Below are 24,307 nucleotides of genomic sequence, written 5' to 3'. Positions count from 1 at the left end.
TATCAATAACACCTTCACAAATTATTATTTCATAAAATCAATGAGTATAAAATATGCATATCTAATAGCCTTTATGTCGTTACTGAGTTTTTCGGTGAAGGCACAAGTAAAAGCTAAGGATAGTACTCAGATTTACGAAAAAATTCAGACCTATTCTAAAGAAAGAAAGTTTACTAAAGCCATACATAAACTTATTTTTAGGTCGCCTAATAAGAAGAATACTAAAAAAACAAATACTACTCCCAATAAAAATCATCTGCAATTTCAGGGGCAACCTATTAGAAGCATCACCATTGAAACCTTAGATCCTTTTGGCTATTCGGTTACCGATACAACTAAGACGCCCGATAAATGGATTGATGAATTTGGAAATAAAGCACATATTAAATCTAAGGTTTTCGCCATTAAAAATTTATTGTTGTTTAAAGAGAAGATGCCTTTAGACACCTTACTTTTAAATGAATCTGAACGACTTATACGTTCTCAAAGTTTTATTAGAAGTGTAAAAATTGATGCGACTAAAGCCAATCAAGCCTCAGACTCTGTAGATATTAAAATTCGTGTTTTAGATTCATGGAGTTTTATTGTTAAAGGAGCTATCTCGACTTCTAAAACTAAGGTTGTACTTAATGAGCGTAATTTTCTAGGATTTGGACATGAATTTAACAATGCCATAGAAAAACGTTACGATAACAATAATACAGGCTATAGATTTAATTATGTTGTTCCAAACATAAAAAACTCCTATGTAAGATCAGAACTTTATTACAATTTAGACATTGAAGGTTTTTATCAGAAGAAATTAAATATTGAACGGACTTTTTATTCCCCCTTAACCAAGTGGGCTGGCGGAATATATCTAGATGAACAGTTTAGAAAAGATTCATTACCAAATTATCAAGACGATTTTGGTTATGAACCTTTTAAATACAGAACCAATGATATTTGGGCAGGACATGCTTTTAGTATTTTTAAAGGTAAAACAGTAACAGAACGGACTACAAACCTTATCACCTCGTTACGTTACATTAATGTAGCCTACAAGGAATCTCCTTCTCAAGAGTATGATGCTATTAATTATTTCTCTAATGAAAATTTTTATTTAGGAAGTATAGCCATAGCCTCCAGGCAGTATGTACAAGATCGCTATGTTTTTAGAGACGGTATTATTGAAGATGTCCCTATTGGTTTACTCGCATCGGTTACAACGGGTTATCAGCGTAAAAACAAAGAAAATCGTTATTATCTTGGCACCAACTTTACTTTAGCCGAATACTTTAACTGGGGATTCTTAAGCGGTTCTATTGGTCTAGAATCGTTCTTTAATCATTCTAAATCGGAACAATCAACCATTAATATTGGCGTCACGTATTTCACGAATTTAATTTCGTTAGGTTCTAAATGGAAAATGAGACAGTTTATAAAACCTCAGGTTAATTTAGGATTCGACAGATTAAACACGCTTGCAGACCGCGTGTCTTTAAATGATAATGTTGAACCTTTGGGTTTCGATAGAAATTATTACCTACGCAATTCACATACTGCTGGTATTCCCGGTTTTGACGCCAATCTCTACGGAACCAAAAAGATGCTTTTAGCTATGCAAACCCAATTTTATTCGCCTTGGAATCTTTGGGGTTTTAGGCTAAATCCGTATTTAAACTTTACGGCAGGTACCATTGGCGGTCACACCAATCCGCTTTCTAGCAGTAAAATATACTCATCTTTTGGAGTCGGTTTTATAATACGAAACGATTATTTAGTCTTTAGTGCGTTTCAGTTATCGCTGTCTTATTACCCAGATATTCCTGGCCAAGGAAGAAACATCTTTAAAACCAATTCTTTTGAAACCGATGATTTTGGGGTTCAAGCTATTAATATTGGAAAGCCTAGCACACTTTTATACCCATAATATTATACAACAACACCCTAAGATTTACAATGTAAATCGTAGGGTGTTGTTGTATAATTACTAAACTAGATTAATACTAATCGTTTAATACTTCTGCTCCTTCTGGTTTAGAAAAATAATTATCTTCTACTGTAGGAGAAAAACTAAAATCGCTAACAAAAATATCTGTAATATATTCGCCTAAGCCATCTTTAGCATCTGCAGACATATAAGATTTAAAGCCTGTTGCTAAAACAATGCCATCTACAGTCGTTGTACCTTGCACAACCGTTGTCTTTTCTGGGGCATGTCCTCCATTTGGAAAATACTCCGGATAAGACACTATATATTTAAAGGCATCTACCAAATTAGTTTTTGCGTTTATATACAGAATGTAATAGTCGTCTGGAGCAGATCCAACACCAGCATCATAGGTTGCTTTTACTACTTTTTGTAACTCACCTTTAAATTCTACATCTGCTAATAATTCTAAATTAACACCCTCTCCGTCTAATACAAAAGGTTGTCCTGAAAAGTATATTGGTGTTAAAGCCCAAAACTGCGTATCGTAAGTAAATGATGTACTATCTTTTGCTTTTACCCAAGCAACTTCGCCATCCCAGCCATAAATATTTTCTGGATCTGTGATGCTATTATGTCGTGCTTTATTACTCCACGTATCTATAGTTTGATACGAATCTCGAACACCTTTTCCGTTTAATGGTCTGTAATCGAAATGAAAAGAAAAATAGCCATTAGAATACCACTTTTCTAAACCACCATGAGCTTCCATGGCACGCCATAAAACTTGACCTGCTTCTGTAGCATTGAGTCTTTTATTAGCTGATGCAACGCGTTTCTCAATCCATGTGTTTGGAATAGGATATGCTGCAGAAGCAACTGTTTCTTCTTGTTGTGGAGTGGATACGTCTTGTTTTGGTGCGTCCTTGCAAGCAATTACACTTAATGCTAATAATAAACCTAAAAGGCTATATGATATTTTCATGGTTTCTTTTTTATCAGAATTTAGTCGATTTATTTTTTTAAACTTTCAACACACATATATATTATTTCAAAAAATCAATATTACGTGTTAACCCCGTGAATTTTGTGCGTTTAACTGCCGATTTTTGAAACACCTTTCGGAAAATGTCCTCTGTAATTTCTTCCCAATCTTTTTTGCTCATTTCTAGTAGTTCAGGATGCGGATTAAAAAGAGGTTCCTTATGTGGTTGAGAAAATCGATTCCACGGACAAACATCTTGGCAAATATCGCAACCAAACATCCAATCTTCAAATTTACCTTTCTCTGATTCGGGAAGTTGATCTTTTAATTCTATAGTAAAGTACGAAATACATTTACTACCATCTACAACATAGGGCTCTGTAATAGCATCGGTTGGGCATGCGTCTATACATTTAGTACACGTACCACAATGGTCTGTGGTTGCGCCATCATATTCTAATTCTAAATCTATAATCAATTCGGCTATAAAATAGAAAGAACCGACTTGCTGCGTTAGTAAATTACTGTGTTTACCAATCCACCCTAAACCTGATTTGGCAGCCCAGGCTTTGTCTAAAACAGGTGCAGAATCTACAAAAGCCCGACCGTTTACAGCTCCAATTTCAGATTCTATAGTATGGAGTAATTCCTTGAGTTTTTCTTTTATTACAAAATGATAATCTTTCCCGTAAGCATATTTAGAGAGTTTATAAGTATCCTCCTGTTGAAGTTTATTTGGATAATAATTCAACAATAAAGAAATCACAGATTTAGATCCTTCAACCAGTATTGTAGGATCTAAGCGTTTATCGAAATGATGTTCCATGTAATCCATCTCACCATGGAAATTTTGATTAAGGTAACGCTCTAATCTTGGTGCTTCAAGTTCTAGAAATTCAGCTTTACTAATACCACAAGACAAAAAACCGAGGCGTTTGGCTTCGGTTTTAATTAGTGATGTATTTTTAGCTTTAATGTTCAATATTTAATTCTTACACTGAGTTATAAAATAAAAAAATCAACATAGATTTTACAACCGTTTCTCCATTTTGGAGAGATTAAGATAGGGTTTTAAAATAATCCGCCTTGAGTTGGACCTTTAGTACGACCTAAGTGTAAATAAGCCGCTTCTGTAACTTCACGACCTCTTGGTGTACGCATTATAAACCCTTGCTGAATTAAAAAGGGTTCGTAAACTTCTTCAATAGTTTCGGCACTTTCACTAACGGCTGTTGCTAGGGTAGTAATTCCTACTGGCCCACCTTTAAACTTATCGATAATAGTTGTTAAAATTTTATTATCCATTTCGTCTAAACCATGAGCATCTACATTTAGTGCTTTTAATCCGAATTTTGCAATTGCTAAATCGATGGTTCCATTACCTTTAATTTCGGCAAAATCCCGGACCCGTCTTAATAGTGCGTTAGCAATACGCGGCGTTCCGCGGCTACGACCTGCAATTTCTATAGCGGCATCAATATCCATAGGAACATTTAATATTTCTGAACTACGTTGTACTATGGTAGACAATAATTCAGTTGAATAATATTGCAATCGGCTACTAATTCCGAAACGCGCACGCATGGGTGCCGTTAATAAACCAGACCGTGTTGTTGCTCCTATAAGTGTAAAAGGGTTTAAATGAATTTGAACGGTTCTTGCGTTGGGTCCCGATTCAATCATAATATCAATTTTGTAGTCTTCCATGGCCGAATACAAATATTCTTCTACAATAGGACTCAATCTATGAATTTCATCAATAAATAAAACATCACGTTCATCGAGGTTCGTTAACAAACCTGCTAAGTCGCCAGGTTTATCTAATACAGGGCCTGAGGTAACTTTTATTCCTACGCCAAGTTCGTTAGCTAAGATGTGCGCTAAAGTAGTTTTTCCAAGTCCTGGAGGACCATGAAAAAGCGTGTGATCTAAAGCATCGCCACGACGATTCGCCGCTTCAACAAAAATACTTAGATTTTCTAAAACCTGATCTTGTCCAGCAAAATCATCGAACGACAAGGGTCTTAATGCTTTTTCAACATCCATTTCCTCTGATGAGAAATGTTCTTTTTCTGGATTCAAGTTTTCGTTCATATTTTATAAAAAAGTAAAGTAAATCAATATTTAAGTCGAATAAAAGAATTTAACTAATTATCTAAAACGCCACCCTTTGGTAGAAGCTGCACGTTCTAAATTAATTTCTAATGCATCATCTAATTTCGGAAAGAAATCTATCCCGGTCTGTGACTCTATATAATCTACAGAAACCACATAACTTTGTAAAGCCTGCGTTTCATTAGGACGGTTAGGAATAATAAATCCAATCATTTTAGATGTATCGCCTTGATCCTTAAAGATAATCTTATAAAAATAATCAGGGACTGAAACTTGGTCTTTTCCTATAGTTTTAAGGTTACCTTTTAAAACACCTCCAGTAACAACATAGACATCGTTATAAGATTTTGCCCAAGTACGTACCAGTTGTTCCAAATCATTCCAAATACCGGCATTAAAATCATGATCTTGAGGAGATATGTTACTTGTTAAAAAAGTTTCGTTATAAGAATTGATAGTCTTCCTACGATCACCAGCTGGGCATAAGTGTCCTCGATCATAACCTGAATTTTTATAACTTCTCCAATCTGCGGATTTTGTCTTTACGGCTTTGTCTTCATTAAAATAAGGACGTTTACGTTTGGTATACACGATGTCCGATTTCTTCAACATATAAGCAACCCACTCGGCTTGTTCATGCGCTTCGTTATAAGATAAAGTATAATTGTTATGAAAAACAATAGCACCTGTAGTTGATGTAGGTAAGTAATAGGTATTCTCTTTTTTATTACGAAAATCATCTTCGGGAGCATATGTATCGGTTGTATTAAAATCATCATTTTTTAAATACTGATCGTAGGCATACACACCAATAATAAATACAACACCGATAACAGTTAAAAACTTTTTCATAGTAAAAATTAAGAATTTAAAATATACAGAAAAAGCCTTTTCAAAAGAAATGAAAAGGCTTTTTAATATGTTTATAAATTACTTTTAGTGATGTAATTCTTTTTCTCCTTCTTTCATAGGAACATTCTGAGGCACGAAATCTACATCGTGTCCAGGGTTACTGTAATCGTAAGCCCAACGGTGTACTGTAGGAATCTCTCCTGGCCAGTTTCCGTGGATATGTTCTACTGGAGTAGTCCACTCTAATGTAGTCGATTTCCAAGGGTTTTGTGTTGCTTTCTTCCCGATAAACATGCTAGAGAAGAAGTTGTATAAGAATACAATTTGGAACGTTGCTCCAATAATTGCAAAAACGGTAATTACAACATTTACATCGGCTAAATCATCGAATAATGGGAACGCAGAGTTAGTATAGTAACGTCTTGGTAAACCTGCCATTCCAATAAAGTGCATTGGGAAAAATACACCATACGCACAAACTGCAGTTACCCAGAAGTGAATATAACCTAAGTTTTTATTCATCATACGTCCAAACATTTTTGGATACCAGTGGTAAATTCCAGCAAACATACCGTAAAGTGCAGATATACCCATTACTAAGTGAAAGTGAGCAATTACGAAATATGTATCATGAACGTTAATATCTAAAGCACTATCTCCTAAAATAATTCCTGTTAAACCTCCAGTAATGAAAGTAGATACGAAACCAATAGAGAATAACATGGCAGTGTTCATCTGAATATTACCTTTCCAGATTGTAGTAATCCAGTTAAAAGCTTTTACAGCAGATGGAATTGCAATTAATAATGTTGTAAATGTAAATACAGAACCTAAGAAAGGATTCATTCCAGAAACAAACATATGGTGCCCCCATACAATTGTAGATAAGAAAGCAATAGCTAAGATTGAAGCAATCATGGCACGGTAACCAAAAATAGGTTTACGTGAGTTTGCAGCCATAATTTCTGACACTAATCCCATTGCAGGTAAAATTACAATGTAAACTTCAGGGTGACCTAAGAACCAGAATAAGTGCTCGAATAAAACCGGAGAACCACCTTGGTAATGTAAAACTTCACCTTGAATAAATATATCTGATAAGAAGAATGATGTTCCAAAACTTCTATCCATAATTAATAATAAAGCCGCAGATAGTAATACTGGGAAAGATACAACACCAATAATTGCTGTAACAAATAAAGCCCAGATAGTAAGCGGTAATCTTGTCATAGACATTCCCTTAGTACGTAAATTAAGTACTGTAACAATATAGTTAAGAGAGCCAATTAAAGATGAAGCAATAAAGATAGCCATAGATACTAACCAAAGTGTCATCCCCATTCCAGAACCACCTTGTGCCATTGGTAAAGCGGATAGCGGCGGATAGATTGTCCAACCTGCTGCTGCTGGTCCTGCTTCAACAAATAAAGATGATAACATAATGATACTAGACAAGAAGAATAACCAGTAAGATACCATGTTTAGGAATCCTGAGGCCATATCTCGTGCACCAATTTGCAACGGAATTAATAAGTTACTAAATGTTCCACTTAAACCTGCTGTTAATACAAAGAATACCATTATGGTACCATGTATAGTAACTAATGCTAAATAAATATCGGCATCCATAACACCGTTTGGTGCCCATTTACCTAATAATGCTTCAAATAAAACATTAGGTTGCTCAGGCCAAGCAATTTGTATACGGAACATGATAGACATAAGGATTCCAATAACCCCCATAAATACACCCGTTATCAAGAATTGTTTAGAGATCATTTTATGATCTGTACTAAATATATATTTCGTGATAAAGGTTTGCTGATGATGTCCGTGGTCGTCGTCGTGTGCGTGAGTATCTGCGTGTGCTGACATAATCTATTTTCGGTTTTTTAAATCTAGTTGATTGAATTAATTTACTACTAATGAATTCTTGAATATCTTTTGCTCTTTAAGCCAAGCATCGTATTCTTCTTGAGAAACCACTATAATTTTCATTTGCATATTATAGTGCGATTTTCCACAAATCTTGTTACACAATAATAAATAATCAAATTCATATGGGTCTAAAGCATCTTCACCTTTAGCAACTAATTCCTTACTGTTTTCAACTCTAATTTCATTGATGTTTTTAACTTTTTCAACGATATCTGGATTCTGACGCATTTCTGCTGTAGTAACAGATGGTGTAAATCCAAACTGAGTAATCATTCCAGGAACACAGTTCATTTGCGCTCTAAAGTGAGGCATATAAGCAGAGTGTAATACATCTTGAGAACGCATTTTAAATAATACTGGTTTCCCAACAGGTAAATATAATTCTGAAGTAATAATATCGTCTTGAGCATTAGGATCAGATTCATCTAAACCTAAGATGTTCGCTTTATCGATATCAATTAATCTCACGTTAGCTTTCCCTAAGGTATTGTCGTTTCCGCCGTATCTCGCTTTCCAGTTAAACTGTTGTGCGTATAATTCTACTATAATTGGATCATCATCTTCACTAACATTCATAATGCTAGTCCAAGTAAATAAACCGTAGATAATTAAACCTGCTAATGTAATTACAGGAATAATAGTCCAAATAGCTTCTAATGTGTTGTTATCTGCAAAGAATAATGCTTTACGTCCTTTTTCACCTTTGTATTTAAAAGCAAAATAGTGAAGTAAAAATTGAGTGATTGTTTGCACAATAAAAATTAGAACTAAAGAGATAATCATTAAATTATCAATTCCAGGTCCATGTTCTGAAGCAGAATTAGATAATAAAGGTAAATCTCCCCATTTAACTACACAAAGGATGGTAATAGCATAAATGAAAATCAAGAACGCTATCATTAAATAGGCGTTCATGGTATTGTCCTTTTCTGTAGCAATTTGATTATTTTCTGGTAAGCCCACTTGAGCCAAATCGAAAATCTTAACCATTTGCCAGATAGCAATTGTTATAAATACTAAAACTAAAATTATAAATAAAGCAGTCATACTGTTTGTTATTGTTCTTTATATGTTACTGTTACTAGCGTACTAAAATTAATAATGGAAATGTTCGCTCTCCTTAATTAATGGATGACGTTTAACTAATAATGGCGCTTTCGATATTGCTGTAAAAACCACAAATATAAACAATCCAGCAAATAATAATACTGAACTTATTTCAGGAATACCAATAAACCATCTATCTCCAACACTTGCAGGCATAATCATATTGAAAATATCTAAATAGTGTCCGAATAAAATAACTAAACCTGTCATAACTACAAACCAGTTAAGACGTTTAAAGTCGCTATTCATTAAGATTAATAGAGGGAATAAAAAGTTTAAAGCAACCATACCAAAGAACGGTAAGTTATAATCTTCTATACGTGTTACAAAATAAGTTACCTCTTCTGGAATGTTAGAGTACCAGATAAGCATAAATTGTGAAAACCATAAGTATGTCCAGAAAATACTAAATCCAAACATGAATTTAGCTAAATCATGAATATGGCTATCATTAACTAGTGTTAATAATCCTTTAGATTTTAAGTAAATAGCTACTAATGCAATTACAGTAACAGCACTAACAATCATACTTGCAAATAAATACCATCCAAATAAAGTAGAGAACCAGTGTGGATCTACACTCATAATCCAATCCCAAGACATGATAGATTCTGAATAAATAAAGAATACTAAAAATGCAGCAGAGATTCTAAAGTTTTTCTTGAAGTTTTTATCGTCACTAGCTTCATCTTGAGCTAAAGAAAATTTACGAGAAAAGTGTCTGTATAAAGACCAACCTGCTATAAAAATTAAACCTCTAAATGCAAACCATCCAATATTTAACCAATTGGCTTTTCCTTGAAGTAATTTATCGTGAGCTACAACTTCTGGGTCCATCCATATAAAAATATTGTAATGACCTATAGTACCAGAGGCAACAGCTATTAAAAGTACAATTAAAGCACCAGGTAATAAATAAGCAGTAATACCTTCCATAACTCTAAAAAGTACTGGAGACCAACCTGCTTGAGATGCGTATTGAATTGCATAGAATGCTAAAGCACCTAAAGCAATCATCATAAAAAAGAAAGCAGCTACATATAATGCAGACCACGGTCTATTTGCTATTTGATGTTGAACGTGTTCGGCATGAGCATCGCCATGATGAGCATCAGCCACTTCTCCGTGTGCTGCTGCTTCACCATGCATATCTTGAGCATCTACAACATGGGTATCTTCAGCTACTGCGTGACCTCCTCCATGATGTGCAGCTTCTTCAGCCAACATAGTTTTTACTTCGTCTAAAGATTTATGAGAAGACATAAAACCATATACTACCCCTATAAATCCTAAGATTATTAGAGCGAAAGAAAATGTTCTTAATTTATTTGAAAGTGTGTACATATCTATATATAATCTTTATCTAATCGACTTACTTTTCTAAATCTGCTTTAAGTTCCATAACATAAGCAGCTACTTGCCAACGCTCTTCTTCTAACAATTGATTACTATAAGAACCCATTGCATTTTTACCGTAGTAAATGGTATGATATACACTACCAACAGTAATATTACGTCCAGCATCATCGTATTTAGGAACTCCTAAAATCTTTTCTCTTTTTACTAAAGTACCTTGACCATCACCTTTCATACCGTGACAGATACCACAATAAATATCGTATAATTCTTTACCTCTTTTAGTATCAATTTGAGTTGAATCTAAAGGGCTCATTAAGCTTTCTTTTGCTAAATTATATCCATCTAAATCGTTAGCGATTTCAAAAGGAATATGTCCTCTTGCTACCGAACCTTCAGCAGGTAATTGCGCTTCTACTCCATTTCTAAATGCAGTAGTTTCACTATATGTTTCGTACCCCACAGACTCATACATGTTAGGCATAAACTGATAGTTAGGTCTTCCGTTTTCTTGACAAGAAACGACAGATATTAAAACTACGGCTATTGCAAATATTTTTATTAAGCTTTTCATTGGTCTGTATTAATGTGCTTTATCTACTAAATTAATTTCTACTGCACCTGTATTTTTTAACAATTCAGTAAGTTCTGATTCATTGTTATTTGCTACAGCAATTTCCATTAAAAAATGGTCATCAGTAGTTCTTGGATCAGGGTTTTCAGCTTCTTTAAAAGGCCATATTTTACTACGTAAGTAAAATGTAATTACCATTAAGTGGGCTGCGAAGAACACTGTAAGTTCAAACATAATTGGAACGAAAGCAGGCATGTTTTCTAAATAACTAAAGCTTGGTTTTCCTCCAATATCTTGAGGCCAATCTTCAATCATGATAAAATTCATCATCACTGTTGCTACAATTAAACCAATACATCCATAAATAAAAGCGGTGATTGCCAAACGTGTTGGAGCTAATCCCATTGCTTTGTCTAGTCCGTGAACTGGAAATGGTGTATATACTTCTTCTATATGATGTTTTGCCAAACGTACATCTTTAACGGCAGCCATTAAAATATCGTCGTCTGTATAAATAGCGTGAATAACTTTTGAAGATTCCATATGCTACTTTTAGTTTTTTGAATTATTAACTGAGGTTCCAGAAGTTCTAGGGTCTGCACCAGTACCTGCTAAACTATCTCCTCGCTCTCTAATTTTTTTGTAACTCTCTCCTGAAGACTTTAAAATAGTCTTAACCTCTGCTTGTGCAATTACAGGGAATGTTCTAGAGTACAATAAGAAAAGTACAAAGAAGAATCCTATTGTTCCAATAAATATTCCTATATCTACAAATGTAGGCGAGAACATTGTCCAAGACGATGGTAAGTAATCTCTGTGTAACGATGTTACAATAATTACAAAACGCTCGAACCACATCCCGATGTTTACAACAATCGAAATAAAGAAAGAGAACATAATACTTGTTCTTAGTTTCTTAAACCACATAAACTGTGGAGAAAATACGTTACAAGACATCATCATCCAGTATGCCCATGCATAAGGACCTGTTGCTCTGTTTAAGAACGCATATTGTTCGTATTCTACACCAGAATACCAAGCAATAAATAACTCTGTAATATAAGCCACACCAACTATAGAACCTGTAATCATGATTACGATATTCATTAATTCGATATGTTGTACTGTAATATAGTCTTCTAAGTTACACACCTTTCTCATAATAATAAGAAGTGTGTTTACCATAGCGAATCCTGAGAATACCGCTCCTGCAACGAAGTAAGGAGGGAAAATGGTAGTATGCCATCCAGGAATTACCGAAGTAGCAAAGTCAAAAGATACAATGGTGTGTACAGAAAGTACAAGTGGAGTTGCTAAACCTGCAAGTACCAAAGAGACTTCTTCGAAACGTTGCCAGTCTTTAGCTCTACCAGACCATCCAAAACTTAACAATCCGTAGATTTTCTTTTGGAAAGGCTTTACTGCACGGTCTCTTAACATCGCGAAATCTGGTAATAAACCTGTCCACCAGAATACTAATGATACAGATAAATATGTTGAAATCGCAAATACATCCCAAAGTAAAGGTGAATTAAAGTTTACCCATAACGAACCGAATTGGTTTGGAATTGGTAATACCCAGTATCCTAACCATGGACGACCCATGTGGATAATTGGGAATAAACCTGCTTGAAAAACCGCGAAGATTGTCATGGCTTCCGCAGAACGGTTAATTGCCATTCTCCATTTTTGACGGAATAATAAAAGTACTGCAGAAATTAATGTTCCTGCGTGACCGATACCTACCCACCAAACGAAGTTGGTAATATCCCAGGCCCAACCTACGGTTTTATTTAAACCCCAAGTTCCAATACCAGTTGATACTGTGTATAAAATACATCCTATTCCCCAAAGGAAAGCAACTAATGAAATAGAAAAAACTATCCACCATAATTTATTTGCTTTTCCTTCTACAGGTCTTGCTACATCGACAGTTACATCGTGGTAAGACTTTTCTCCTGTAACTAAGGGTCTTCTTATAGGTGCTTCGTAATGAGACGCCATATCCTTATCTAATTATTTCTTAATTCGTTAATTATGCTTCTGTTGTATTTCTCACTTTTGTCTGATAAATCACATTAGGTTTTGTTCCAATATGCTCTAACAAGTGATACATACGATTATCTTCTTTAAGGTGTGCTACCTTACTTTCTTTGTCATTAATATCTCCAAATACCATGGCACCACTGCTACACGCTGCAGAACATGCTGTTTGGAATTCACCATCTTTAATTTCACGTCCGTCACGTTTAGCATCAAGAACTGTTTTCTGTGTCATTTGAATACACATAGAACATTTTTCCATAACTCCACGAGAACGTACTACTACGTCTGGGTTTAATACCATACGTCCTAAGTCATCATTCATATGGTAATCGAACTCATCGTTACCATTGTATAAGAACCAGTTAAAACGACGTACTTTATAAGGACAGTTGTTAGCACAGTATCTTGTACCTACACAACGGTTATATGCCATTTGGTTTTGACCTTGACGACCATGTGATGTTGCCGCTACAGGACATACAGTTTCACAAGGTGCGTGATTACAATGTTGACACATTACAGGTTGGAAAGCCACTTGTGGATTTTCTGAAGCATGTTCTAATTCTCCAAATCCACCTAATGAACCTTTATCTCCGAATAAACCAGAAAATTCATCCTTCTTAATATTATCTTCTTCAAAAGATTCATCTGAAGAATAATATCTATCAATACGTAACCAGTGCATATCACGGCTACGACGGATTTCACTTTTACCTACAACAGGTACATTGTTTTCTGCGTGACATGCAATAACACAAGCACCACATCCTGTACACGCATTTAAATCAATAGATAAATTAAAGTGATGTCCAATTGTACGATCAAACTCATCCCATAAATCCACATCTGGAGATGTTACAGGAGTTTCAACGTGGTTTAATGATACCACTGGAACAGAATTCCACTCTTTCTTATCTTTAGTATTAAAGATTTCTAAAGTGGTTTCCTTAATAATATCGCCACGTCCCATTAAGGTATTATGTAATTGCACACAAGCAAACTCATGTTCACCAGCAACTGCACTTACACTAACGTTTTGAATGTTATTGAAGTTTTGATATAAACCAAAAGCGTTTACACCAGTCTGCATTTCTTCTTTTAATCCTGCAGTTCTACCGTAACCAAACGATAAACCAACAGAACCTTTAGCTTGACCTGGTTGAATAAGCACAGGTACTTTTTCTAAAGTATATCCATCTACTGTAACACTAGCATAACTTCCATTTAAACCTCCGTTTGCAACGTGCTTGTTCATTAAACCTAATGCTTCTGCATCAGCTTTAGATACTGTTAAGTAGTTATCCCAAGATGTTCTTGTAATTGGATCTGGAAATTCTTGTAACCATGGGTTATTGGCTTGTTGACCATCTCCCATTCCTGTTTTAGAATATAATACTAATTCTAATCCATCTGCATTTGCTGAGCTTACTAAAGCAGAAGCTACTGCTGCACCAGAAATTTCATTGATAACAAAACCTTCACCGCCTAAAATACCGTTTCCATTAGAAACTGTTTTAGAAGTTTTAGACGTTACATATTCGTCTTTATCTTCTTTAGCAAGACCTATACCTACTGCTGCATCATGAATAACACCACCAGCCCAAGTTCTTTGCTTCTTTTCTTTTAAAGTCGTTTTTACTTCTTCAACTGTTTCCTTAGACACACCATTTACTAAAGCTCCTAGAGAACCTGCAATAAATGACCCATCGTGAATGGCTTGATTGAAAGATGCACCACCTAAAATACTAGCATTCCATGTTTCTTTAATATAATCGTGGTAAGACATTGAGTTGTCTGTCCATGTTAATAAAGCATCTTGGAATTGTTTTGTATCGAACAACGGACGGATAGTTGGTTGTGTTAACGCATAGTGTCCGCGTTTTAATTCTACATCACCCCATGATTCTAAATAATGAGGAGCTGCAGCTAAATATTCTGTTTGAGAAGCTGTTTCATCCGATTTCATCGAGAAGGTTACAGCTAATTCTGTTTTCTTTAATCCTTCAGCAAATTGTGCTGCATTTGGTAAACTATATAATGGATTAACTCCACTCATAATAATTCCACCAATACGACCCGAATTCATATCTGCAACTAATTGCGCAACATCCTTATCGTTACCTTGTCTTGTTAACACAGGTACTCTTGGCTTAAACGCTCTACTACCTAAAGCTGTATTAATTTCTAATACTAAAGCTTGAGCATTTACATCTTGTATTCCTGTTACAACAACACCTGCTGCACCAGCTTTTTTAAGTTGCGCTGCTGTAGTTTTAACTGCTGCTTCTATATGTTCTGGTAAAGTTCCTGCAACAGAACTACCAACAATATATCCGTATAATTTAGCTAAAGCTATTTTTTGTTGGCTTGGAGTAGAAGGTACACGTTTATCTGCATTTGCTCCAGTTAAAGACATATTTGCCTCGAACTGAATATGCTTAGACATTTTACCATCTTGTGGAATACGCCCTTTAGAATATCCTGCATCATAACCACCACCTTGCCAATCGCCAATAAAATCTGCTCCAAAAGAAACTATAGTTTCTGCTTGAGCAAAGTTATAATTAGCTAGACCACGACGACCGTATTTTGCTTGGTAAGCATCTAAAGCTGCAGATTCTGATATTGCATCATAAACTACATGACGTACATTACCGTATTTTTCTTTAAATGTATTGATTAATCTTTCTGTAGAAGGACTGGCAAATGTTTGTGTTAACAAAACAATTTCTTTTCCTGCACTACTTAAAGATGATAATTTAGAAGCGACTTCAGAATTAAAATCATTCCAAGATACAGGGCTCCCTCCTTTTGTAGGTCCCTGAACTCTTAAACTATCATACAATCCTAATACCGAAGCATTAACTCTTGCATTAGCACTTCCGTTAGTTTTTGCTAAGGAATTGTTCTCAATTTTAATAGGACGACCTTCTCGTGTTTTTACTAAAACACTAGCAAAATCGAAACCGTCTGCTATAGTTGTTGCATAATAGTTAGCAACACCAGGAATTATTTGTTCCGGCTGAACTACATAAGGAATCGATTTAATAACTGGTCCTTCACAAGCTGCAAGCGAAGCGGCTGCTGTACTAAAACCAACATATTTTAAGAAATCTCTTCGACTTGTTGAAGATGACTCAAGCGTTGCTTTATCACCTAAAAACTCGTCGGCAGGAATTTCTGCAACAAATTCGTTTTGTTTTAGCGCCTCAACAATAGAGCTATCTTCGTTTAGCTCTTCAACACTTTTCCAGTATTTCTTGTTTGATGACATATTGTATAATTGAATTACTTCTTAAATAAATTAATAATGACACTTTCCACATTCTAAGGCACCCATTTGCGCAGCTGTAAGCTCCTCAACACCGTACTTCTTAGATAATTCTTCGTGGATTTTTGTATAGTAATCGTTGTCTTTAACTTTTACGTTTGTTTCTCTGTGACAGTTAATACACCATCCCATTGTTAATGGAGCATGCTGATACATAACTTCCATTTCCTGAACAGGACCGTGACATGTCTGACAATCTACCCCTGCAACAGTAACGTGTTGCGAGTGGTTAAAGTAAACGAAATCTGGTAAATTATGAATTCTCACCCATTTTACTGGTTGTGTTTCTCCTGTATATTTTTGCTCAGTATCATCCCAACCTACAGCTTTATATAACTTTTGGATTTCACCATCGTAAAACTCTTTACTGTATTCGGGAGTTGCTGTACTTTCTGCTACTTCGTAAATAGACTTATGACAGTTCATACACACATTTAAAGATGGAATACCTGATGTTTTACTTACTCTTGCAGAAGAGTGACAGTATTTACAATCGATACCGTTATCTCCAGCATGTATTTTGTGAGAATAATGAATTGGTTGTACGGGTTGGTATCCTTGATCAACACCAACTTGCATCATAAAACCGTAAGCGTAATATGCTCCTACTAATAAAAACAATACAACAGTTACTAATACTAAAAATTGATTCTGAGCAAAAGCTTTCCAAAGTGGTAAGCGAGAAGAATCTTCTACCTCTACACCTTTAGCTTTAGCAAAACGATTTAATGTTTGACGTACTAAAATTAATGCCATCGCTAACAAACCAAATAACAGTACTAACGCACCTAATATAATTTTGTTAGAAATACCATCGCCTTCACCACTAGCACTTCCAGCACCAACTGCACCTGCAGCCGCTGGAGCGGGAGCAGCTTTTTCTTCAGCGGTATACGCTAATATATTATCTAAATCTTCGTCAGACAATTGTGGGAATGCCGTCATTGGCACACCATTGTATTCATTAAAGATTTTGTTGGCGTATTCATCTCCAGACTTAATAAGCCCTGAACTGTTACGAATCCAAGAATGTAACCATTCTTTATCAACTCCTGCCTCTTCACTTAATCGCGTTTCAATGTTACGCAATGCAGGACCTGTCATTTTCTTATCTAATTGGTGACATGCTGCACAATTAGAGTTGAACAATGCTTTCCCTTTTGCCGGGTCGCCTTGAGCCGAAAGAGAGGTTGTAAACGCAAGTAAAATAACTATAGCTAAACGTAAGATGTTTTTGCTTAATTTACGGTGAATCACCTGTTTCATATTATTGGTTGAATTAACTTCTTAACTTTTGTGTGATTTTTCCATCAAAAACTGATGAAAGAACAGTTATAAAATTTGGAACAAAAATAACATTTAAAGTGGATCGTAAAAACGTTATAGTTCTGTTAAGGTTAATTTAGAAAAGTTCTAAATAAAAAATTATTATAACTTTAGATGAATTACTTTTACATTTGTAGCAAATAACTTGAAAATGAAATTATTGAAATTTAAAATTATAGCTTTTACTGGTTTTTGTGTTTTTACACTCTCTACAAAAACCTTTGCACAACAAGGAAGCATTGCAATTAATCAGGATGATAAGATTAAGGAGCTATTAGATGTCAAGAAGGAAATGAATAAGGATGAGAACGCTACAGACCGTTTTAAGATCCAATTATACTCTGGGAACCGTGCAGATGCAGAAGATGTATTAAAGGAATATAATGGCGATTTTAACCAGTGGGAAGGTACATTAGTTTACGAAACACCTAACTATAAAATATGGGTAGGAAGCTATAGAACACGTTTAGAAGCAGACCGTGCACTTACAGAAATTAAAACGAAATATCCGAATGGTTTTATCTTTAAACCAAAAGCAAAAAGCTAGCATTAAAATGGTGGGCAATTCTTACTAAATAACAGTTGGTAATTGGCAGTATCTAAAACCATGACATATATCATTGTTTTAGATAGATTAATATCAGGTAAACTGCAATTGAAATACTCACTTTACAAAAACCTAAAAGCATAAAAAAAGGCGACCAAATGGTCGCCTTTTTTACTACTATATATAAAACTTATTTAAGTTTCTTTTTCACTTCTACTTCGTGGAAAGATTCTATTACATCGCCTTCTTTAATATCATTGTAGTTTTTAATTTGCATACCACAATCATATCCTTTAGACACTTCTCTAACATCATCTTTAAATCGTTTAAGCGACGCTAATTCTCCTGTGTAAACAACTACACCATCTCTAATTAAACGTACACCTGAAGATCTAAGGATTTTACCGTTTGTAACCATACAACCCGCAATGCTTCCAATTTTAGATACTTTAAAGATTTCTCTAATTTCTGCTGTACCTGTAATTTCTTCTTTAAGTTCTGGAGATAACATACCTTCCATTGCATCTTTAAGATCATTAATAGCATCGTAGATAATTGAATATGTACGGATGTCTATTTCTTCTTTATCTGCAATAGATCTAGCGTTACCCATAGGTCTTACATTAAATCCGATAATAATCGCATCTGATGCAGACGCTAATAACACATCACTTTCTGTAATGGCACCAACACCTTTATGAATAATATTTACTTGAATCTCTTCAGTAGATAATTTCTGGAACGAATCTGTTAATGCTTCAACAGAACCATCTACATCTCCTTTTAGGATAATGTTTAATTCTTGGAAATCACCTAATGCAATACGACGACCAATTTCATCTAGAGTAATATGACGTTGAGTACGTACAGATTGCTCACGTTGTAATTGTGTACGCTTAGTAGCAATTTGTTTTGCTTCACGTTCGTCTTCAAATACATTAAACTTATCACCAGCTTGAGGTGCACCATCTAAACCTAAAATAGATACTGGAGTACTTGGTCCAGCTTCTTTAACTTCTTTTCCGCGTTCATCGTGCATGGCTTTAATCTTACCACTGTTTTTACCAGCTAGTACGTAATCACCAATTCTTAATGTTCCTGCTTGTACTAAAATTGTTGATACATATCCACGACCTTTGTCTAAGAATGCTTCAACAACTGTTCCTGAAGCTAGTTTATTTGGATTAGCTTTAAGCTCTAATAATTCAGCTTCAAGTAATACTTTTTCTAATAATTCTTTTACACCAGTTCCTTGTTTAGCTGAAATATCATGAGATTGAATTTTCCCTCCCCAGTCTTCAACTAATAAGTTCATTTGTGCTAAACCTTCTTTAATACGTTCTGGATTAGCGGCTGGTCTATCTATTTTATTTATCGCAAATATAATTGGCACACTCGCTGCTTGAGCATGAGCAATTGCCTCTTTTGTTTGCGGCATAATATCATCATCGGCAGCAACTACAATAATTGCTAAATCGGTAACTTGAGCTCCACGAGCACGCATGGCTGTAAAGGCCTCGTGACCTGGTGTATCTAAGAATGCGATTTTTTGTCCGCCTTCTAGTTGTACGCCATAAGCACCAATATGCTGTGTAATTCCTCCAGACTCTCCTGCAATTACATTTTCCTTACGGATGTAATCTAGTAAAGATGTTTTACCATGATCTACGTGACCCATTACCGTAATAATTGGTGCGCGTTCTATTAAATCTTCTGGTCTATCTTCAACAACTTCAATATTATCTTCAAGATCTGAAGTTACAAATTCTACTTGGTAACCAAATTCGTCTGCTACTATTGAAAGTGTTTCTGCATCTAAACGTTGGTTCATTGTAACCATCATACCTAACGACATACATGCCGAGATAATTTGTGTTACAGAAACATCCATCATGGTTGCAACTTCACTAGCAGTAACAAATTCTGTTACTTTTAAGATTTTGCTTTCTACTTCTTGCTGATCAAGGTCTTTCTGACTTTGTTCTCTGTGAGAATCTCTTTTATCTCTACGATATTTAGCTCCTTTACCTTTGCTAGATTTACCTTGAAGTTTTTCTAAGGTTTCTCTAACTTGTTTTTGAACTTCTGCTTCACTAGGCTCTTCTTTTACAATAGGACGTCTAGCTTGGCCTGGGCCTCCTGCTCTTTTTCCTTTATAAGTACTAGGTCTAGCAACTCTTCCTGGACCTCCAGTGTTTCCTCCTGGTTTAGTGTTAGAAGTTTTATCACCTGGTTTACTAATACGACGGCGTTTTCTCTTATTCGCAGCAGCATTATCTCCAGCTTTAGCAACAGGTTTCTTTTTAGGTTTATTAAATTGAGTTAAATCAATTTTTTCACCGGCAATTTTCGGACCTGAAAGCTTAGTATATTTTGTTTCAATACGCTCATCTTCAACTGGCTTTTCAACTTCTGCTTTTGGCGCTTCACTCTTAACGGGCTCAGTTGATTTTGGTGCTTCGGTTTTTTTAACCTCTTGAACAGGTTTTGGTGGAGATGGTGGAGTAGTAACTGTAGATTTTGATGGCGGAGTAACAACTTTAGGTTTTGGCTTGTGTTCTACTTTTGGAGTGTTTTGAACTTTAGCTTCTTCCTTTATTTTAGGTTTTTCGTCCGTTTTCTCTACTACAGGCTCAGCTTTTACAACTGGTTTTTCTTCGGCTTTCGCTTCAGGTTTAACCGCTTCTACCTTAGGTTTGTCTACTTTAGGTTTAACATCTTCAGCTTTAGGCTGAACAGGTTCTTCCTTCTTTTCAACAGGTTTAGCCTCTACTTTCGGTTTTGCATCTAAATCGATTTTACCTACTTGTTTTGGGCCTGTAAGCGTAGATTTAGCTTTAACAACTGCCTGCTGCTCTCTCTTCCTAGCTTCTTCTGCTTTTTGTTTCACCTCAAGTTCGCGCTCTCGCTGCTCCCTTAGGGCTTCTTTTTCTTTCAGTTTCGCTTCACTTACTTCTTGAGAGGCCACCTTTTTATTCGCGTCTGTTTGAAATTCATCAGAAAGTACTTTGTAAACTTCCGATGAAATTTTTGTAGTAGGACGCTTATCGATGTCGATACCTTTAGATTCTAAAAAATCTACTGCACGATCGATAGAGATGTTTAACTCACGTAAAACTTTATTTAATCTTGTTATTTCAGCCATAAATTGCCTTTAATATACTCCAAATATAAGTTATTCTTCAAACTCTTCTCTAAGAATTCTAATAACTTCGTTAATTGTTTCTTCTTCTAAATCTGTTCTTTTAACTAGATCTTCCACATCTTGTTCTAGAACACTTTTTGCTGTATCAAGCCCAGCTTTGCTTAACTCGTCTATAATCCACTTATCAATTTCATCTGAGAATTCTGATAATTCAACATCCTCTTCTGCACCTTCTCTAAACACATCTATTTCATAACCAGTTAATTGACCAGCCAATCTGATGTTGTGACCACCACGTCCAATGGCTTTACTCACTTCTTCAGGCTTTAAAATAACCTCTGCACGTTTGTTTTCTTCATCAATTTTTATTGATGTCACTTTCGCTGGACTTAACGCTCTAGTGATGTACAATTGTAGGTTATTAGTATAATTGATAACGTCGATATTTTCGTTACCTAATTCACGAACTATGCCATGAATTCTAGATCCTTTCATACCTACACAGGCACCAACAGGGTCTATTCTATCGTCGTAAGAATCTACAGCAACTTTTGCTTTTTCACCAGGGATTCTTACTACGTTTTTAACAGTAATTAAACCGTCGAAAACTTCTGGTATTTCTTGTTCGAATAATTTTTCTAAGAATAAAGGAGAAGTACGAGACATAATAATACCTGGCTTACTTCCTTTTAATTCTACATTTTCAATTACTCCTCTAACATTATCACCTTTTCGGAAAAAATCCGAAGGAATTTGCTTTTCTTTTGGCAAAATTATTTCATTGCCTTCATCGTCCAATAAAATTACAGCTTTGTGACGAATATGGTGCACTTCTGCTGTATAAATATCTCCAATTAAATCCTTAAACTGCTTATAGATGTTAGTATTATCGTGTTCATGAATTTTAGAAATTAAATTTTGGCGCAATGCTAAAATAGCACGACGACCTAAATCTATTAACTTCACTTCTTCAGACACATCTTCCCCAACTTCAAAATCAGGCTCGATTTTACGAGCAGCACTTAATGAAATTTCTTGATTTGGTTCTTCCACCTCACCATCTGCAACCACAATACGATTTCTCCAGATTTCTAAATCACCTTTATCTGGGTTTATAATAATATCAAAATTATCATCGTCTCCAAATTTTTTCTTCAAGGCATTTCTAAAAACATCCTCTAAAATCGCCATTAACGTTACACGATCTATTAATTTATCGTCCTTAAATTCTGAAAAAGAATCAATTAACGCAAGATTTTCCATAACTCTTTTGAATTAAAATTTAATCATAACTTTCGCTTCTACAATATCGCTATAAGGAATATTTGCCTTTTTCTGAACAGTTACCTTACCTTTTCCTACAGGTTTAGGCTCTCTAGCTTTCCATTCTAAAACTATATCTTCTTCATTAGCATCTACCAAAACAGCCTCAATAGTTTCTGTTTTAGTTTTAACCTCTAGTGTTCTACCAATATTTTTGGCATATTGCCTACTATTAGTTAACGGAGATGCTGCACCTGCCGACATAACTTCTAGTGAAAAATCTTGTTCTTCTCTATCTAAATTATGCTCAATAGCTCTGCTTATAAACATACAATCTTCAACACTCACACCCTCATCTCCATCGACAATTACCTTTATGGCATTCTCTCCAGAAATAGTTAAACTTATCAAAAACAAATCGTTTCGTTCTTGTAAGGCGCTTTCTAATAAATTTTCAACAGTTGTTCTAAACATTTTTTAGTATAAAAAGAGGGGACTCTGTCCCCTCGCATATTCTTTTTTCTTACAACGGGGCAAATATACAACTTTTTTATTGACAATCACAAGCTTTCAAATATCAATTTTTATCCGTATTTTTATAGTGTTACTTAACTACAAAAATTACGCTCATGAAACGTATATTAGTCCCAACAGATTTTTCTAAAGAAGCTGAATTTGCTACAAAAATTGCAGCTCAGTTTGCAAATAAATTTAATTGTGAAATTTATTTTTTACACATCATCGATCTTCCAACCGGAGAAGTCGACCAAATAAATACGCCCCCAAGCGAAATTCCTGAGGCTCTTTTTTTTATGAAACTTGCATCTAAACGTTTTGACGAGCTTCTAAACGCCGATTATTTAGAGGGTATTACCGTGCATCATTCCATAAAAACCAACTCAACTTTTACAGGAATAAACGAAACCGCCAAAGAGTTAAACATAGATATGATTATCATGGGTTCTCATGGCGCAACTGGATTTAAAGAAATCTTTATAGGTTCTAACACCGAAAAAGTTGTTCGTACATCTAAAGTTCCTGTTTTGGTAATAAAAAGCTCTGAAAAAGAATTTAAAGTTAACAACTTAGTATTTGCTTCAGATTTTTTAATAGACAGCATACACACTTACGAGCAAGCAGTTAAGTTTGCTAAAAAATTCAACTCTAAAATCCATTTACTACTTGTAAACACACCTAATAATTTTTCTACAAGTGCAAATGCATCGAAACGCATACAGAGTTTTATAGACAGTTCAGACTACACAAATTATACCATTAACATCCATAATGATGATACTGTAGAAAAAGGTATTCTAAACTTTTCTGAACAAATTGATGCCGATATTATTGGAATTAGTACTCACGGTAGACAAGGTATTGCACATTTCTTTAACGGCAGCATTAGTGAAGACATCGTTAATCACGCCATAAGACCAGTCATTACATTTAAAATATAAAACTACTCATTACCATTATATTAAAGCTCCCAGATTAGTTTCTATTTGGGAGCTTTCTTTTGTGTTAATACCTGTATAACATTAATCTCTATCTGTATTGTTATTTAAAACAATAACTCCTTCTGCTTGATAATACTTTTCAGACTTAATAATATTTAGCAACCAATCGAAGTAGTTTTTAGAACGACGCTGAAATCTGTAGTGTAATGTTTTTTCCATAGAAAATTGATTTATAGGCACGTAAAATGCTAGTTATTACAATTTTAAGAGTAACTTAAAATACAATTCTTATGTATACAATTTCAACAAATTAGCTAAAATGCAATAATGTTCGACCATTTTTATCTTCTTGA

18 protein-coding genes and 1 pseudogene are annotated in these 24,307 nt (G+C 34.9%); 3 read left to right on the top strand and 16 right to left on the bottom strand.

The window, feature by feature from the left end:
* Nucleotides 1-40 precede the first annotated feature (40 nt).
* The gene (locus tag BN863_RS01190; RefSeq protein WP_038526461.1) at nt 41-1,912 is read left to right on the top strand and encodes a BamA/TamA family outer membrane protein; all 1,872 of its coding nucleotides are present in this window, start codon (nt 41-43) and stop codon (nt 1,910-1,912) included.
* 76 nt (nt 1,913-1,988) lie between these two features.
* On the opposite strand, the gene BN863_RS01185 is transcribed toward BN863_RS01190, so the two are convergent.
* From BN863_RS01185 to BN863_RS01130, 12 genes and pseudogenes are all read right to left on the bottom strand, one after another.
* Entirely contained in the window at nt 1,989-2,897 is a 909-nt protein-coding gene (locus tag BN863_RS01185) for a hypothetical protein (RefSeq protein ID WP_038526459.1), read from the bottom strand.
* Nucleotides 2,898-2,958: 61 nt separating this feature from the next.
* Nucleotides 2,959-3,882, bottom strand: a complete 924-nt coding sequence (queG, locus tag BN863_RS01180) for a tRNA epoxyqueuosine(34) reductase QueG (protein ID WP_394331995.1) — start codon at nt 3,880-3,882, stop codon at nt 2,959-2,961.
* 86 nt (nt 3,883-3,968) lie between these two features.
* Nucleotides 3,969-4,991, bottom strand: coding sequence for a Holliday junction branch migration DNA helicase RuvB (gene ruvB / locus BN863_RS01175; protein ID WP_038526453.1), 1,023 nt, complete (start codon nt 4,989-4,991; stop codon nt 3,969-3,971).
* A gap of 57 nt (nt 4,992-5,048) precedes the next feature.
* Entirely contained in the window at nt 5,049-5,864 is an 816-nt protein-coding gene (locus BN863_RS01170; protein WP_038526450.1) for a DNA/RNA non-specific endonuclease, read from the bottom strand.
* An 84-nt stretch (nt 5,865-5,948) separates the two neighbouring features.
* Nucleotides 5,949-7,739 carry a cytochrome c oxidase subunit I gene (locus BN863_RS01165; protein WP_038526448.1) on the bottom strand — a complete coding sequence of 597 codons (1,791 nt, stop codon included), beginning with the start codon at nt 7,737-7,739 and terminating at the stop codon, nt 5,949-5,951.
* A gap of 36 nt (nt 7,740-7,775) precedes the next feature.
* On the bottom strand, nt 7,776-8,849 hold the full coding sequence (locus tag BN863_RS01160) for a cytochrome c oxidase subunit II (protein WP_038526446.1): 1,074 nt from the start codon (nt 8,847-8,849) through the stop codon (nt 7,776-7,778).
* A gap of 48 nt (nt 8,850-8,897) precedes the next feature.
* Nucleotides 8,898-10,253: a hypothetical protein gene (locus tag BN863_RS01155; protein WP_038526443.1), complete on the bottom strand. Its 1,356-nt coding sequence runs from the start codon at nt 10,251-10,253 to the stop codon at nt 8,898-8,900.
* A 28-nt stretch (nt 10,254-10,281) separates the two neighbouring features.
* Complete coding sequence (locus tag BN863_RS01150) at nt 10,282-10,839, bottom strand: c-type cytochrome (RefSeq protein ID WP_038526441.1); 558 nt, start codon at nt 10,837-10,839, stop codon at nt 10,282-10,284.
* 9 nt (nt 10,840-10,848) lie between these two features.
* The gene (locus tag BN863_RS01145; protein ID WP_038526438.1) at nt 10,849-11,382 is read right to left on the bottom strand and encodes a DUF3341 domain-containing protein; all 534 of its coding nucleotides are present in this window, start codon (nt 11,380-11,382) and stop codon (nt 10,849-10,851) included.
* Nucleotides 11,383-11,421: 39 nt separating this feature from the next.
* Nucleotides 11,422-12,843, bottom strand: a pseudogene (nrfD, locus tag BN863_RS01140) (NrfD/PsrC family molybdoenzyme membrane anchor subunit); the annotation flags it as partial.
* A gap of 31 nt (nt 12,844-12,874) precedes the next feature.
* Nucleotides 12,875-16,159 carry a TAT-variant-translocated molybdopterin oxidoreductase gene (locus tag BN863_RS01135; RefSeq protein ID WP_038526433.1) on the bottom strand — a complete coding sequence of 1,095 codons (3,285 nt, stop codon included), beginning with the start codon at nt 16,157-16,159 and terminating at the stop codon, nt 12,875-12,877.
* 30 nt (nt 16,160-16,189) lie between these two features.
* Entirely contained in the window at nt 16,190-17,482 is a 1,293-nt protein-coding gene (locus tag BN863_RS01130) for a cytochrome c3 family protein (protein ID WP_038526430.1), read from the bottom strand.
* A 211-nt stretch (nt 17,483-17,693) separates the two neighbouring features.
* Here BN863_RS01130 and BN863_RS01125 point away from each other — a divergent pair, with 211 nt between their 5' ends.
* Nucleotides 17,694-18,089 (top strand): SPOR domain-containing protein, encoded by a 396-nt coding sequence (locus tag BN863_RS01125; protein WP_038526427.1) that lies wholly within the window; start codon nt 17,694-17,696, stop codon nt 18,087-18,089.
* 190 nt (nt 18,090-18,279) lie between these two features.
* Here the strand turns inward: BN863_RS01125 and infB are convergent, their stop codons facing one another.
* The 3 genes from infB to rimP are packed head-to-tail and all read right to left on the bottom strand — an operon-like array spanning nt 18,280 to nt 22,971.
* Entirely contained in the window at nt 18,280-21,234 is a 2,955-nt protein-coding gene (gene infB / locus BN863_RS01120; protein ID WP_038526424.1) for a translation initiation factor IF-2, read from the bottom strand.
* Between the two features lie 30 nt (nt 21,235-21,264).
* Nucleotides 21,265-22,497 (bottom strand): transcription termination factor NusA, encoded by a 1,233-nt coding sequence (gene nusA, locus BN863_RS01115; RefSeq protein WP_038526422.1) that lies wholly within the window; start codon nt 22,495-22,497, stop codon nt 21,265-21,267.
* A gap of 12 nt (nt 22,498-22,509) precedes the next feature.
* Nucleotides 22,510-22,971, bottom strand: coding sequence for a ribosome assembly cofactor RimP (gene rimP / locus BN863_RS01110; RefSeq protein ID WP_038526420.1), 462 nt, complete (start codon nt 22,969-22,971; stop codon nt 22,510-22,512).
* A gap of 155 nt (nt 22,972-23,126) precedes the next feature.
* Here rimP and BN863_RS01105 point away from each other — a divergent pair, with 155 nt between their 5' ends.
* Nucleotides 23,127-23,954 carry a universal stress protein gene (locus BN863_RS01105; protein WP_038526416.1) on the top strand — a complete coding sequence of 276 codons (828 nt, stop codon included), beginning with the start codon at nt 23,127-23,129 and terminating at the stop codon, nt 23,952-23,954.
* Nucleotides 23,955-24,035: 81 nt separating this feature from the next.
* On the opposite strand, the gene BN863_RS18435 is transcribed toward BN863_RS01105, so the two are convergent.
* Nucleotides 24,036-24,173, bottom strand: coding sequence for a hypothetical protein (locus BN863_RS18435; protein ID WP_158408959.1), 138 nt, complete (start codon nt 24,171-24,173; stop codon nt 24,036-24,038).
* Between the last annotated feature and the right edge of the window lie 134 nt (nt 24,174-24,307).

Source organism: Formosa agariphila KMM 3901, assembly GCF_000723205.1.
GTDB classification, from domain to species: Bacteria; Bacteroidota; Bacteroidia; order Flavobacteriales; family Flavobacteriaceae; genus Formosa; species Formosa agariphila.
The sequence above is the reverse complement of the archived record's forward strand: the minus strand, read 5'-3'. Positions and strand labels throughout refer to the sequence as shown.